Source organism: Mycobacterium sp. 3-98 (assembly GCF_035918355.1).
Classification (GTDB): Bacteria; Actinomycetota; Actinomycetes; order Mycobacteriales; family Mycobacteriaceae; genus Mycobacterium; species Mycobacterium intracellulare.
The window spans coordinates 2,478,931-2,492,924 of record NZ_CP142360.1 but is presented as its reverse complement, the minus strand read 5'-3'; the positions used below and the strand labels follow the sequence as shown (position 1 = coordinate 2,492,924).

12 protein-coding genes are annotated in these 13,994 nt (G+C 69.3%); 6 read left to right on the top strand and 6 right to left on the bottom strand.

The features are described 5' to 3' along the window. Nucleotide 1: 1 nt before the first annotated feature. The 4 genes from sufC to QGN30_RS12320 are packed head-to-tail and all read right to left on the bottom strand — an operon-like array spanning nucleotide 2 to nucleotide 4,177. A complete protein-coding gene (sufC, locus tag QGN30_RS12335) occupies nucleotides 2-775 on the bottom strand; it encodes a Fe-S cluster assembly ATPase SufC (protein ID WP_067168573.1) in 774 nt (257 codons plus the stop codon). Then, on the bottom strand, nucleotides 775-1,959 hold the full coding sequence (gene sufD, locus QGN30_RS12330) for a Fe-S cluster assembly protein SufD (protein ID WP_067168571.1): 1,185 nt from the start codon (nucleotides 1,957-1,959) through the stop codon (nucleotides 775-777). The genes sufC and sufD overlap by 1 nt, the downstream gene beginning before the upstream one ends. Beyond that, nucleotides 1,959-3,407 carry a Fe-S cluster assembly protein SufB gene (sufB, locus tag QGN30_RS12325; protein ID WP_067168569.1) on the bottom strand — a complete coding sequence of 483 codons (1,449 nt, stop codon included), beginning with the start codon at nucleotides 3,405-3,407 and terminating at the stop codon, nucleotides 1,959-1,961. The genes sufD and sufB overlap by 1 nt, the downstream gene beginning before the upstream one ends. Beyond that, a complete protein-coding gene (locus tag QGN30_RS12320) occupies nucleotides 3,404-4,177 on the bottom strand; it encodes a helix-turn-helix transcriptional regulator (RefSeq protein WP_009955755.1) in 774 nt (257 codons plus the stop codon). The genes sufB and QGN30_RS12320 overlap by 4 nt, the downstream gene beginning before the upstream one ends. A gap of 96 nt (nucleotides 4,178-4,273) precedes the next feature. Between QGN30_RS12320 and mptB the strand changes: the two genes are divergently transcribed. From mptB to QGN30_RS12300, 4 genes are all read left to right on the top strand, one after another. Next, the gene (mptB, locus tag QGN30_RS12315; RefSeq protein ID WP_009955756.1) at nucleotides 4,274-5,977 is read left to right on the top strand and encodes a polyprenol phosphomannose-dependent alpha 1,6 mannosyltransferase MptB; all 1,704 of its coding nucleotides are present in this window, start codon (nucleotides 4,274-4,276) and stop codon (nucleotides 5,975-5,977) included. 61 nt (nucleotides 5,978-6,038) lie between these two features. Next, a complete protein-coding gene (locus tag QGN30_RS12310) occupies nucleotides 6,039-6,974 on the top strand; it encodes an ABC transporter ATP-binding protein (protein ID WP_036397191.1) in 936 nt (311 codons plus the stop codon). Beyond that, the gene (locus QGN30_RS12305; RefSeq protein WP_014380452.1) at nucleotides 6,971-7,747 is read left to right on the top strand and encodes an ABC transporter permease; all 777 of its coding nucleotides are present in this window, start codon (nucleotides 6,971-6,973) and stop codon (nucleotides 7,745-7,747) included. The genes QGN30_RS12310 and QGN30_RS12305 overlap by 4 nt, the downstream gene beginning before the upstream one ends. A 62-nt stretch (nucleotides 7,748-7,809) precedes the next feature. Then, the gene (locus QGN30_RS12300; protein WP_009955760.1) at nucleotides 7,810-8,763 is read left to right on the top strand and encodes a COX15/CtaA family protein; all 954 of its coding nucleotides are present in this window, start codon (nucleotides 7,810-7,812) and stop codon (nucleotides 8,761-8,763) included. On the opposite strand, the gene QGN30_RS12295 is transcribed toward QGN30_RS12300, so the two are convergent. Beyond that, entirely contained in the window at nucleotides 8,713-9,363 is a 651-nt protein-coding gene (locus QGN30_RS12295) for a hypothetical protein (protein WP_009955762.1), read from the bottom strand. The genes QGN30_RS12300 and QGN30_RS12295 overlap by 51 nt on opposite strands. 19 nt (nucleotides 9,364-9,382) lie before the next feature. Here QGN30_RS12295 and QGN30_RS12290 point away from each other — a divergent pair, with 19 nt between their 5' ends. Then, complete coding sequence (locus tag QGN30_RS12290) at nucleotides 9,383-10,357, top strand: quinone oxidoreductase family protein (protein ID WP_038536674.1); 975 nt, start codon at nucleotides 9,383-9,385, stop codon at nucleotides 10,355-10,357. 351 nt (nucleotides 10,358-10,708) lie between these two features. On the opposite strand, the gene QGN30_RS12285 is transcribed toward QGN30_RS12290, so the two are convergent. Beyond that, a complete protein-coding gene (locus QGN30_RS12285; RefSeq protein ID WP_036390170.1) occupies nucleotides 10,709-11,635 on the bottom strand; it encodes a heme o synthase in 927 nt (308 codons plus the stop codon). A gap of 255 nt (nucleotides 11,636-11,890) precedes the next feature. Between QGN30_RS12285 and tkt the strand changes: the two genes are divergently transcribed. Beyond that, complete coding sequence (tkt, locus tag QGN30_RS12280; RefSeq protein ID WP_008258107.1) at nucleotides 11,891-13,990, top strand: transketolase; 2,100 nt, start codon at nucleotides 11,891-11,893, stop codon at nucleotides 13,988-13,990. Nucleotides 13,991-13,994 lie beyond the last annotated feature (4 nt).

Sequence of the window (13,994 nt, the reverse complement as noted above, 5' to 3'; positions counted from 1 at the left end):
GTCAGGCCTTCGCAGACGCCGCCTGCACGAAGCGCTCGTAGCCGTGCTCCTCGAGCTCGTCGGCCAATTCGGGGCCGCCGGCTTCCACGATGCGCCCGCCGACGAACACGTGGACGAACTGCGGCTGGATGTAGCGCAGGATGCGGGTGTAGTGGGTGATCAACAGGATGCCGCCCTGCTCGGCTTCGGCGTAGCGATTCACACCCTCGCTGACCACTCGCAGCGCGTCGACGTCCAGGCCGGAGTCGGTCTCGTCCAGGATGGCGATCTTGGGCTTGAGCAGCGACAGCTGAAGAATCTCGTGGCGCTTCTTCTCGCCACCGGAAAAGCCTTCGTTCACACTGCGTTCGGAGAACGCCGGGTCGATGCCCAGGTCGTCCATCGCGGCCTTGACTTCCTTGACCCAGTGCCGCAGCTTCGGCGCCTCACCGCGCACGGCGGTGGCCGCCGAGCGCAGGAAGTTCGACATGGACACCCCGGTGACCTCGATCGGGTACTGCATCGCGAGGAAGAGCCCGGCCCGGGCGCGTTCGTCGACGCTCATCGCCAGCACGTCTTCGCCGTCCAGCGTGATCGACCCGGACGTCACCTCGTACTTCGGGTGCCCGGCGATGGCGTAGGACAGGGTGGACTTGCCGGACCCGTTGGGTCCCATCAGCGCGTGCGTCTCCCCCGACTTCACCGTGAGGTTGACGCCCTTGAGGATTCCGATGGCGTCGGCCTCGTTGGAACGCGCGACGCTGACGTGCAGGTCCTTGATTTCGAGTGTGGTCATCAGTTCTTGTTTCCTTCGGTCAGCTCAAGCTCGTGTTCGATGGCCTCGGTCAGCCGCTCGCGCACGGCGGGCACGGCGATCTTCTGGATGATCTCGGCGAAGAACCCGCGCACGATCAGCCGTCGGGCCTGGTCTTCGGGGATGCCGCGGGCCCGAAGGTAGAACACCTGCTCGTCGTCGAATCGCCCTGTGGCGCTTGCGTGTCCGGCGCCGACGATCTCACCGGTCTCGATCTCGAGGTTGGGCACCGAATCGGCGCGGGCGCCGTCGGTCAGCAGCAGGTTGCGGTTGGTTTCGAAGGTGTCGGTGCCGGTGGCCTCGGCGCGGATCAGCACGTCGCCCACCCAGACGGCGTGTGCGTCCGGACGGTCGGATTCCGGATCCGCTTGCAGCGCACCCTTGTACAGCACGTCCGAGCGGCAATTGGGGTGCGCGTGGTCGACGAGCAGCCGGGATTCGATGTGCTGGCCGTCATCGGCGAAGTAGGTGCCGAGCAGCTGAGCGTCGCCGCCGGCGGCGGTGAACCGGACCGTCGTCGACGTGCGAACCAGGTCTCCCCCGAGCGTCACGTTGACGTGGCCGAGCACCGAATCCTTGCCCAGCCGTGCGTGATGCGCACTGACGTTGACCATATCGTCGGCCCAGTCGGCGATCCAGATCACGCCGAGTGCCGCCGAGTCTGCAACGATGATCTCGACGTTGTCGGCGTACGTTCCGCTGCCACGCAGGTCGACGACCACGATGGCCCGCGCGAGTTCTTCGACGCGAATCTGCAGATGGCCGTAGGCGACCGCGCCCTCGCCGGGCCCGTCCACGACGATCTCGATAGGTTTGGCGATCTCGGTGTCACGCTCCACGGTCACCACCGTCGCGGAGTTGAATGACGAGAAGGCCTGAGCCGCAACGCGATCGGTGGGGACGCCGCCCTGGCCCAGCCGCTCGTCGCCCCGGCGGACGGTCTCGGTGCGCACACCGGGCTGGTCGGTGACGGTGATCTGCGCCTTGCCGGTGGCATGCGCCGAACCGTCATGCAGGCCGCGCAGCCGGCGCAACGGGGTGAAGCGCCAGATTTCGTCGCGGCCGTGCGGGACCTCGAACGCATCCACGTCGAAGGAGGAGAACAGCTCCCCCTTGTTCAACGCGGTCAGGGCCGAGCCCTCAACCGCTTCGGTCAGATTCGTCACTATCCGACCGCGCCTTCCATTTGCAGCTCGATGAGGCGGTTGAGCTCGAGCGCGTACTCCATTGGCAGCTCTTTGGCGATCGGCTCGACGAAGCCGCGCACCACCATCGCCATCGCCTCGTCCTCGGTGAGCCCACGGCTCATCAGGTAGAAGAGCTGGTCCTCGCTGACCTTGGACACGGTGGCCTCGTGCCCCATCGTGACGTCGTCCTCGCGGATGTCGACGTACGGGTAAGTGTCGCTGCGGCTGATCGTATCGACCAGCAGCGCATCGCATTTCACGCTGGAACGTGATCCGTGGGCGCCCTTGTTCACCTGCACCAGGCCGCGATACGACGCGCGGCCCCCGCCGCGCGCCACCGACTTGGACACGATGTTGCTCGACGTGTTGGGCGCCAGGTGCAGCATCTTGGCGCCGGTGTCCTGGTGCTGGTCTTCGCCGGCGAAGGCCACCGAGAGCACCTCGCCCTTGGCGTACTCGCCGGTCATCCACACCGCCGGGTACTTCATGGTGACCTTGGACCCGATGTTGCCGTCGACCCACTCCATGGTGGCGCCGGCCTCGGCCCGGGCCCGCTTGGTGACCAGGTTGTAGACGTTGCCCGACCAGTTCTGGATCGTCGTGTAGCGCACGCGCGCATTGGGTTTCACGATGATCTCGACGACGGCGGAGTGCAGCGAATCCGATTTGTAGATCGGTGCCGTGCAGCCCTCGACGTAGTGCACGTACGAACCCTCGTCGGCGATGATCAGCGTCCGCTCGAACTGGCCCATGTTCTCGGTGTTGATCCGGAAGTAGGCCTGCAGCGGGATGTCGACATGCACGCCGGGCGGGACGTAGATGAACGAACCGCCGCTCCATACCGCGGTGTTGAGCGCGGAGAACTTGTTGTCCCCCGCCGGGATCACGGTGCCGAAGTACTCCTGAAAGATCTCGGGGTGCTCGCGCAGACCGGTGTCGGTGTCGACGAAGATGACGCCCTGGGCCTCGAGGTCTTCGCGGATCTGGTGGTAGACCACCTCGGACTCGTACTGCGCCGCGACGCCACCGACCAGGCGCTGCTTCTCCGCCTCGGGGATGCCCAGCCGGTCGTAGGTGTTCCTGATGTCCTCGGGCAGGTCATCCCAGGTCGCGGCCTGTTTTTCGGTGGAGCGCACGAAGTACTTGATGTTGTCGAAGTCGATGCCCTCCAGGTTGGAGCCCCACGTCGGCATCGGCTTGCGCTCGAAGATGCGCAGCGCCTTGAGCCGGGCCTGCAGCATCCACTCCGGCTCGCTCTTCTTCGCGGAGATGTCGCGGACCACCGCGTCGGACAGCCCGCGCTGGGCGCTGGCGCCCGCGACGTCGGAGTCCGCCCAGCCGTAGCCATACCGCCCCAGGGAGGCGATCGCCTCTTCCTGGGTCAGCGGTGCGGTAGCCGTCTTGCTGGCCTCGGGTGTGAGTGTCATCGAGACGCTCCTTTGATGCTCGTGGTGTCGGTCATGTGGCGCGGGCTGGGCGCCGTACTTGAAGCCTTGCTCTGCGTCAGCGGGACGTGCGTGGTGCAGGCGCAGTCGCCGTTGACGATGGTCGCCAACCGCTGGACATGGGTGCCCAGCACCTCGGCCATCGCCTGCTGTTCGGCCTCGCACAGCTCGGGGAATTCCTCGGCGACATGCGAGACCGGGCAGTGGTGCTGGCAGATCTGCACGCCGTGAATCGGCCCGCCGACCTGGGTGGTGCTGGCGACATAGCCGGCCTTGGTCAGCGCGGTGGCGATCCGTTCGGCGGCCGCCTCGACGTCGTCGTCCGCCGCGCTGTCAGCCGCGGTGACCTCGGTCAAGATGGCGTCGATCCGTTGCCGGGCGAACGCCTGAACCGCCTCTTCGCCGCCGATCTCGCGAAGCTGCCGCATGGCCGCCGCCGCCAGGTCGTCGTAGGCGTGGTCGAGCTTGGCCCGACCGCCGGCGGTCAACCGGTAGCGCTTCGCGGGACGCCCGCGCCCCGCCTGCTGCCATGCCGCGGGGGCCGTGGCCTCGGCATCGCCGGCCTCGATCAGGGCGTCGAGGTGCCGGCGCACACCGGCGGCCGCCAGGCCCAGCCGGTCACCGATCTCGCCCGCGGTGATCGTTCCGGATTCCAGCAGCAGGCGCACGATGGCGCGGCGGGTGTGACGATCCGAGCTCGCAGCGCCGACGTCGGGCGCGGCGACGCCATCGGGGCTGGTTCGGATTTTCACAACACCAGTGTGACGCAATTCCGACGATCGGTCTAGCAAGGGTCCCCTGTCCTGGCGTTGCGCTGGTCACACCGCCGGACGGCTACGCTGCTGAAGATGTCAGCCCGCCACCACACGCTGAGCTCGTCGATCGCGAGTCTGCACGGCGACGAGCAGGCGGTGGGTACGCCGCTGAACGATACCGAGCTGACCTCGCTCCGCCGCATCCGCCTGTTCGGCGCCAGCGGCACGATGCTGATGGCGATCGGCGCGCTGGGCGCCGGGGCGCGGCCCGTCGTGCAGGACCCGACGTTCGGGGTGCGGCTGCTCAACCTGCCGTCGCGCATTCAGACCGTGTCGTTGACGATGACGACCACGGGCGCGGTCATGATGGCGCTGGCCTGGCTGATGCTCGGCCGGTTCGCGCTGGGCAACCGGCGGATGTCGCGCGGTGACCTGGACCGCACCCTGCTGCTGTGGGTGCTGCCGCTGCTGATCGCCCCACCGATGTACAGCAAGGACGTCTACTCCTATCTGGCGCAGAGCCAGATCTCCCTGGAGGGACTCGACCCGTACCGGGTCGGCCCGGCCTCCGGGCTGGGCCTGTCCCACATCTTCACCCTGTCCGTGCCGACGCTGTGGCGCGAGACGCCCGCGCCCTACGGCCCGCTGTTTCTGTGGATGGGGCGCGGCATTTCGGCGATCACCGGGGAGAACATCGTCGCGGCCGTGCTGTGCCACCGGCTCGTCGAGCTGCTCGGCGTCGCACTGATCGTGTGGGCGACGCCCCGGCTGGCCCGGCGCTGCGGCGTCGCCGAGGTCAGCGCGCTGTGGCTGGGCGCGGCCAATCCGCTGCTGATCATGCATCTGGTGGCCGGCGTGCACAACGAGGCGTTGATGCTGGGCCTGATGCTGGCGGGTGCCGAATTCGCGCTGCGCGGTGTCGACACCCCGCGCCTGCTGCCGCGCTCCCTCAAGCCGGGTCCCGACTGGGAACCGCTGGGCATGCTGGTGGCCGGCGCCGTCCTGATCACGCTGTCGTCGCAGGTGAAGCTGCCGTCGCTGCTGGCGCTAGGCTTCGTCACGATGGCCCTTGCCTACCGGCGGGGAGGAAACCTGCGCGCCCTGCTGTTGACCGGAGGCGGCATGGCGGCCCTGTCGCTGGCGGTGATGGCCGTCGTGGGCTGGGCCAGCGGCCTGGGCTTCGGCTGGATCTACACGCTGGGCACCGCGAACGTGGTGCGCAGCTGGATGTCGCCCCCGACGCTGCTGGCGCTCGGCACCGGGCAGGTGGGCATCCTGCTGGGCCTGGGCGATCACACCACCGCGGTGTTGGGACTGACCCGTGCGATCGGTGTGCTGATCATCACGGCCATGGTGGCGTGGCTGCTGCTGGCCGTCTTCCGCGGCCGGTTGCACCCGATCGGCGGCCTCGGCGTCGCGCTGGGCATCTGCGTGCTGCTGTTCCCGGTCGTGCAGCCCTGGTATCTGCTGTGGGCGATCATCCCGCTGGCCTGCTGGGCCACCCGCGCCGGCTTCCGGGTGGCGGCGATCGTCATCAGCCTCGTCGTCGGCATCTTCGGCCCGACCGCCAACGGCGACCGGTTCGCACTGTTCCAGATCGTGGACGCCACCTTGGCCAGCACCGTCATCGTGGTGCTGCTCATCGCGCTGACCTACACCCGGTTGCCCTGGCGGCCCCCGCCGGTGCAGGCCCGGGAAACCGACCCCCGACCGGCCGCCGACCCGTCATCGCCCGCGCAACCTGCCCCGACCCCGCGGCCGACGCCGACCCATGACGCCTACGCTGATTCCACGTGAGCCGCGCCGACGACCCAGCCGTGCGCCGCATGAGCGGCGCCTATGAGGAGGAGCGGCGCTCGTGAGTCCCGACGTTCCTGACACGGTCGTGCGACTGCGCGGCGTGAGCAAGCACTACGGATCCACCACAGCGGTCTCCGATCTCGACCTGGAAGTGCACGCCGCCGAGGTGCTGGCCCTGCTCGGGCCCAACGGCGCCGGTAAGACCACGACGGTCGAGATGTGCGAGGGCTTCGTGCGCCCGGACGCCGGCACCATCGAGGTGCTCGGCCTGGACCCGATCGCCGACAACGCGCGGCTGCGGGCGCGCATCGGCGTGATGCTGCAGGGCGGCGGCGGCTACCCGGCGGCCCGCGCCGGCGAGATGCTCGACCTGGTGGCCGCCTACGCGGCCGATCCGCTGGACCCGGCGTGGCTGCTGGACATCCTGGGCCTCACCGACGCCGCGCGCACCACCTACCGCCGGCTCTCCGGCGGCCAGCAGCAACGGCTCGCGCTGGCGTGCGCGCTCGTCGGCCGGCCCGAATTGGTGTTCCTCGACGAGCCCACGGCGGGCATGGACGCCCACGCGCGGCTGCTGGTGTGGGAGCTGATCGACGCGCTGCGCCGCGACGGCGTGACGGTGGTGCTGACGACCCACCAGCTCAAAGAAGCCGAGGAGCTCGCCGACCGGATCGTCATCATCGACCGCGGGGCGACGGTGGCCTCGGGCACGCCCACGGAGCTCATGCGCAGCGGCGCCAAGGACCAGTTGCGGTTCAGCGCGCCGCCCCGGCTCGACCTGTCCCTGTTGACCGCGGCGCTGCCCGAGGACTACAAGGCCACCGAGGTGACGCCGGGCGAATACCTCGTCGAGGGCCCGGTCGACCCGCAGGTGCTGGCGACGGTCACGGCGTGGTGTGCCCGCATCGACGTGCTGGCCACCGACATGCGCGTCGAGCAACGCAGCCTCGAGGACGTGTTCCTCGACCTCACCGGCAGGAAGTTGCGGCCATGAGCGAATCACCTTTCCCCGCAGGCACTTTCGCCCCCGACCCGCGCCCCAGCGCGGTGCCCAAGATGCTGGCCGCGCAGTTCGGTCTGGAGCTCAAGCTGCTGCTGCGCAACGGCGAACAACTGCTGCTGACCATGTTCATCCCGATCACGCTGCTGGTCGGGCTCACGCTGCTGCCACTCGGCTCGTTCGGCCAGCACCGCGCCGCCACGTTCACGCCGGTAATCATGGCGCTGGCGGTGATCTCGACCGCGTTCACCGGGCAGGCGATCGCGGTCGCCTTCGATCGCCGGTATGGCGCGCTCAAGCGGCTCGGGGCCACCCCGCTGCCGGTGTGGGGCATCATCGCGGGCAAGTCCCTGGCCGTCGTCACGGTGGTGTTCTTGCAGGCAATCCTGTTGGGCGCCATCGGTTTTGCGCTGGGTTGGCGACCCGCGTTGCTCGCGTTGGCGTTGGGCGCGGGGGTCATCGCGCTGGGCACCGTGGTGTTCGCGGCCCTCGGCCTGCTGCTCGGCGGGACGCTGCGGGCCGAGATCGTGCTCGCGGTCGCCAACCTGATGTGGTTCGTCTTCGCCGGCCTGGGCGCGCTGACCGTGGAAACCGACATCATCCCGACGGGTGTGAAATGGGCGGCCCGGCTGACCCCGTCGGGCGCGCTGACCGAGGCGCTGTCGCAGGCGATGACCATGTCGGTGGACTGGTTCGGGGTGATCGTTCTGGCGGCCTGGGGCACGCTGGGCGCGCTGAGCGCGCTGCGCTGGTTCCGGTTCACCTGACGACCGCTCGGCGACCCAGGGCGTACTACAGCATGTAGTTTTCGGTGCCTTAGGATCGGGCCGTGCTCGGACGAACGCTGTTGCGACTGGTGGACCTGCTCCCCAATCCCAGTCTGGGCGTCCAGCGGCTGATCGCCGCGGCCGTCATCCTGACCCAGGGCGGCATCGCCATCACCGGCGCGATCGTGCGCGTCACCGCCTCGGGGCTGGGCTGCCCCACCTGGCCGCAATGCTTTCCGGGCAGCTTCGTCCCGGTGGCTCACGCCGAGGTGCCGCGCATCCACCAGGCCGTCGAGTTCGGCAACCGGATGGTCACCTTCGCCGTGGTGATCACCGCGGCGTTGGCCGTGCTCGCGGTGACGCGGGCCCGCCGACGGCGCGAGGTCCTGGTGTATGCGTGGCTGATGCCGGTGTCGACCGTCGTCCAGGCGGTCATCGGCGGCATCACCGTGCGCACCGGGCTGCTGTGGTGGACGGTGGCCATCCACCTGCTGACGTCGATGACGATGGTGTGGCTCGCGGTGCTGCTCTACGTCAAGATCGACGAGCCCGACGACGGAGCCGTGCGCGTGCTGATCCCCCCGCCGCTGCGCGCGCTGACCGCCCTCTCGGGCGTGAATCTGGCCGCGGTGCTGGTCACCGGCACGCTGGTGACGGCCGCCGGCCCCCACGCGGGTGACCGCAGCGCCACCCGGACGGTGCCGCGACTCAAGGTCGAAGTCGCCACTTTGGTGCACGTGCACTCCTCGCTGCTGGTCGCCTACCTCGCGCTGGTCGTGGGCCTGGGCTTCGGGCTGCTGGCGGTGCGTGCGACCCGCCCGGTGCTGCGGCGGCTCGGGGTGCTGCTCGTCCTGCTGTGTGCGCAGGCCGCCGTCGGCACCGCCCAGTACTACACCGGCGTCCCGGCGGCGCTCGTCGCCCTGCACGTGGCAGGGGCCGCCGCGGCCACCGCCGCCACCGCGGCGCTATGGGCGTCGATGCGAGAACGGGCCGAGCCCGAGCCGCTCGCAGCCTGACTCGACCGCCACGGCGAACCGGCGCTGCGCGAGCTCGCGAGTGGCGGCGTCCACGTGCCGCCAACCCAGCTGCGGCGCAACGAGATCCAGCTTCACCAACCGGTCCCCCGCCACGTCGGCGCGCGCGTAGAGGAGCTCCCGCGCGCCGACCCCGGCGCGTTCGGCGGCCGCCGCCAGCGCGGCATAGGCGAGGTCCCAGGACTCGAACTCCGGCTCGCCCGGCCAGGCGTGGGATCGCTCCCCGCCGAGAAAGATCAACGTCGAGCGGGCCGTTGCGCCAGGGTCCGTCGGGATCCCGTCGTCCGCGAGATCGCGCAGATAGCGCTCAGTGAAATTCCAGGCGATGGCGTCGGGCGGGTTGAGCAGGTGGCGCACCCGGCGGGTCCAGGCCAGGAATTCGTCGCGCCGGCCCGGCCCGACCGGGGCGGCCCGCAGGATCACCAGGTCGGCCTGGGCGGTCCCCGGGTCGTCCCAGGACAGCCACCGCGCGTGCAGGCCACGCCGGCGCAGCGCGGGCACCAGCCCCGCGTCGTCGGGGTTGTCGCCGGGCCCCGCCAGCACGATGCGGGGATGGAAGACGTCCGGACGAGCGAGCTTCATGCCCGGGCATGATAAGCACATGCACGCAATCGAAGTCAGCGAAACCGGCGGCCCCGAGGTGCTGCGCTACGTCGATACGCCGCAACCCTCCCCCGGCCCGGGCGAGGTGCTGATCGAGGCCGAGGCCATCGGCGTCAACTACATCGACACGTATTTCCGCTCGGGCCAGTACCCGCGCCAGCTGCCGTTCATCCTCGGCCAGGAGACGAGCGGCACGGTGGTGGACACCGGCGAGGGCGTCGAGGGGTTCACCGCGGGCGACCGGGTGGTCACCGCCGCGGCTTCCGGCGGCTATGCCGAATATGCCACCGCCCCAGCCTCTTTCACCGCGTCGGTGCCCGACGGCGTTCCCGCCGACGTGGCGGCCTCGGCGCTGCTGAAGGGGCTGACCGCGCATTACCTGTTGAAGTCGGTGTATCCGGTGCAGGCCGGCGACACGGTGCTGGTGCACGCCGGCGCGGGCGGTGTCGGACTGATCCTGACGCAGTGGGCGCACCTGCTCGGCGCGCGGGTGATCACGACGGTCTCGACCCCGGAGAAGGCGCGGATGTCGGCGAAGGCCGGCGCCGACGAGGTGCTCTCCTACCCCGACGACGCCGACGAGTTCGGCGAGCGGATCCGGGCGTTGACCGACGGTGCCGGGGTGGCCGCGGTGTACGACGGCGTGGGGGCGACCACGTTCGACGCCAGCCTGGCCAGCCTGGCCGTGCGGGGCACGCTCGCGCTGTTCGGCGCGGCCAGCGGGCCCGTTCCGCCGTTCGATCCGCAGCGGCTCAATGCCGCCGGCTCCGTGTTTTTGACCCGGCCGTCGCTGGCGCACTTCGTCCGCACCGGGCAGGAATTCAGCTGGCGCGCAGAGGAATTGTTCTCCGCGATCGCCCGTGGCGACATCACCGTCGAGGTGGGCGGGCGTTACCCGCTGGCTGATGCCGCCCGCGCCCACGAGGACCTGCATGGCCGCAAGACCACGGGCTCGATCGTGCTGGTGCCCTGAGGGCTGTCGAGTCACAGGGGTCACATTGGTCTCGCCGCGGAAGGGATGGGCGTTTTGCCCACCTCCGAGCGACAACGCATCGTGGTGGGGTTGCCGTTACTAGGCGCGGTGGGGTTGCCGTTACCCGCCTTGGTGGGGTTGCCGTTACTAGGCGCGGTGGGGTTGCCCTTACTCGCCGTGGTGGGTTTGCCGCTACTCGCCGTGGTGGGTTGCCGTTACTCGCCGTGGTGTGGGTTGCAACTACTCGGGCCGGGCGATTGTCGCGGGGAGGTGGGCATTCGCGGTCCACTCTCTCGGAGAGACGGGAGTGGCCCAAGTGACTGGCGGCGCCCGAGTGGCGGCCCCAGATCGTCAGAACAGGTGCGGCAGTCCGATGGCCGAGTCGATCGCCAACGCGCAGAACACCACCGCCAGGTAGTTGTTCGACTGCAGGAACAACCGCAGCGGCTTGACCGGCTCACCGACGCGCACCCCCGCGTACAGCTGGTGCGCCATCGCCAGGAACCACACCCCGGCCACCACGGCGACCGCCGCGTACAGCCAGCCCGTCGCCAGCGCCAGCGCCAGGGTGGACAGCACCGTCAGCCAGGTGTAGATCAAGATCTGCTTGGTCACGTGGCGCTCGGTCGCGACGGCCGGCAGCATCGGGACGCCCGCCGCTTTGTAGTCGTCCTTGTAGCGCATCGCCAGCGCCCAGGTGTGCGGCGGCGTCCAGAAGAAAATGATGGCGAACATCACCAGGGCGGGCCAGCCGATCGTGTTCGTCACGGCGGACCAACCGATCATCACCGGCATGCAGCCGGCCGCACCGCCCCACACGACGTTCTGCGAGGTGCGGCGCTTGAGCAGCAGGGTGTAGACGAACACATAGAACGCGATCGTCGCCAGGGCCAGCAGCCCCGACAGCAGGTTGGTCGTCCACCACAGCCAGAAGAACGATCCGACCGTCAGCACCAGCCCGAGCACCAGGGCGTTGCGGGTGGGCACCGCGGCCCTCGCCAGCGGCCGGCGCGCCGTGCGCTTCATCACCTTGTCGATGTCCGCGTCGGCCACGCAGTTCAGCGTGTTGGCGCCCCCGGCGGCCAGCATGCCGCCGATCAGGGTGTTGACGATCAGCAGCGGGTTGACCGTGCCGCGCTGGGCGAGCAGCATCGCCGGGATCGCGGTCACGAGCAACAGCTCGATGACCCGCGGCTTGGTCAGCGCCAGATACGCCAGCACCGTGCCTCGCACCCGGCTTGGCAATCGGCTCGGCGCGGCGCGCCCGCGAACGCTCACGCAATAACTCCTCGGGGTCGCAGCGGCGCGCAGCATCTACTACAGACGATGGTAGACCGAGTGGCGGCGATGCCCCGCCCGTGGGTCGGTTCCCGCAGACTTTTCCCAGTTTTCCGAACTGAATGTTAAGGGCTTTCGACGGGCGCGTAATTTTCTCACCTGCCGGCCGCGGGTACCCGAAATCCTGCTCTGCAAGAGCCGGCCCTCCCGCACTAGGGTGGGATTGATCAGCTCGATGACCCAAGGACTGAGTCTGTGACGACACTCGAAGAGATCTCCACGCTGACCCAACCGCACCTCCCGGACGACTGGTCCGAGCTCGACTCGGCCGCCGTCGACACCATTCGGGTGCTGGCGGCCGACGCGGTGCAAAAGGTCGGCAACGGCCACCCCGGGACGGCGATGAGCCTGGCCCCGCTGGCGTACACGCTGTTCCAGCGGACGATGCGCCACGACCCCAGCGACACCTACTGGCTGGGCCGCGACCGGTTCGTCCTGTCGTGCGGGCACAGCAGCCTGACCCTGTACCTGCAGCTGTACCTGGGCGGTTTCGGCCTGGAGCTCTCCGACATCGAGTCGCTGCGCACCTGGGGATCCAAGACGCCCGGACACCCGGAGTTCCGCCACACCAAGGGCGTTGAGATCACCACCGGTCCGCTCGGGCAGGGCCTGGCGTCCGCCGTCGGCATGGCGATGGCCGCACGCTACGAGCGCGGCCTGTTCGACCCCGACGCCGCCCCGGGCACTAGCCCGTTCGATCACTTCATCTACGTGATCGCCTCCGACGGGGACATCGAAGAGGGCGTCACCTCGGAGGCCTCGTCGCTGGCGGCCGTGCAGCAACTGGGCAACCTCATCGTTTTCTATGACCACAACCAGATTTCGATCGAGGACGACACCAACATCGCGCTGTGTGAGGACACCGCCGCGCGCTACGAGGCCTACGGCTGGCACGTGCAGAGGGTCGAGGGCGGCGAGAACGTCGTGGGCATCGAGGAGGCCATCGCGGCCGCCCAGGCCGTCACCGACCGGCCGTCGTTCATCGAGCTGCGCACCATCATCGGCTATCCCGCGCCGAAGTTGATGAACACCGGCAAGGCGCACGGCGCGGCGCTGGGCGACGAGGAGGTCGCCGCCGTCAAGCAGATCCTCGGCTTCGACCCGGACAAGAACTTCGAGGTGCGCGACGAGGTGATCGCCCACACCCGCAAGCTGGTCGACCGCGGCAAGGAAGCGCACGAGAAGTGGCAGGCGGATTTCGACGCGTGGGTGCAGCGCGAGCCCGACCGCAAGGCGCTGCTGGACCGGTTGACCGCCGAGGAACTTCCCGACGGCTGGGACGCCGACATCCCGCACTGGGAGCCGGGTTCCAAGGAGCTGGCCACCCGGGCGGCCTCGGGCAAGGTGCTGTCCGCGGTGGGACCGAAACTGCCCGAGCTGTGGGGCGGCTCGGCCGACCTCGCGGGCAGCAACAACACCACCATGGATGGCGTGAAATCCTTTGGCCCGCCGTCCATTTCGACGAAGGACTACACCGCCGACTGGTACGGTCGCACGCTGCATTTCGGCGTTCGCGAGCACGCGATGGGCGCGATCCTGTCCGGCATCGTGCTGCACGGCCCCACCCGCGCGTACGGCGGCACGTTCCTGCAGTTCTCGGACTACATGCGGCCCGCGGTGCGGCTGGCCTCGCTGATGGACATCGACACCATCTACGTGTGGACGCACGACTCCATCGGGCTGGGCGAGGACGGCCCCACCCACCAGCCGATCGAGCACCTCGCGGCGTTGCGCGCCATTCCCAAGCTGTCGGTGGTGCGCCCGGCGGACGCCAACGAGACCGCGCACGCCTGGCGCACGATCCTGGCCCGTGGCAACGGCAGCGGCCCGGTGGGGCTGATCCTGACCCGCCAGGGCGTGCCGGTGCTCGAGGGCACCAGCGCCGAGGGGGTCGCCCGCGGCGGGTACATCCTGGGTTCGGACGGCGAGGAGGCCGGCCAGGACCCCGACGTGGTGCTGATCGCCACCGGCTCGGAGGTCCAGCTCGCCGTTAAGGCGCAGAAGTTGTTGGCGGACAAGGACATTGTGGCGCGGGTGGTCTCCATGCCGTGCGTCGAATGGTTCGAGTCCCAGCCCGACGACTACCGCGACAGCGTGCTGCCGCCGTCGGTGTCGGCGCGGGTCGCCGTCGAGGCCGGCGTCGCGCAGAGCTGGCACAAACTGGTCGGTGACACCGGGAAGATCGTTTCGATCGAGCACTACGGCGAATCCGCCGACTACAAGACCTTATTCCGTGAATTCGGCTTCACTGCCGAAGCCGTCGCTGCCGCCGCGGAACAAGTCGTGGATAACTGAGGAA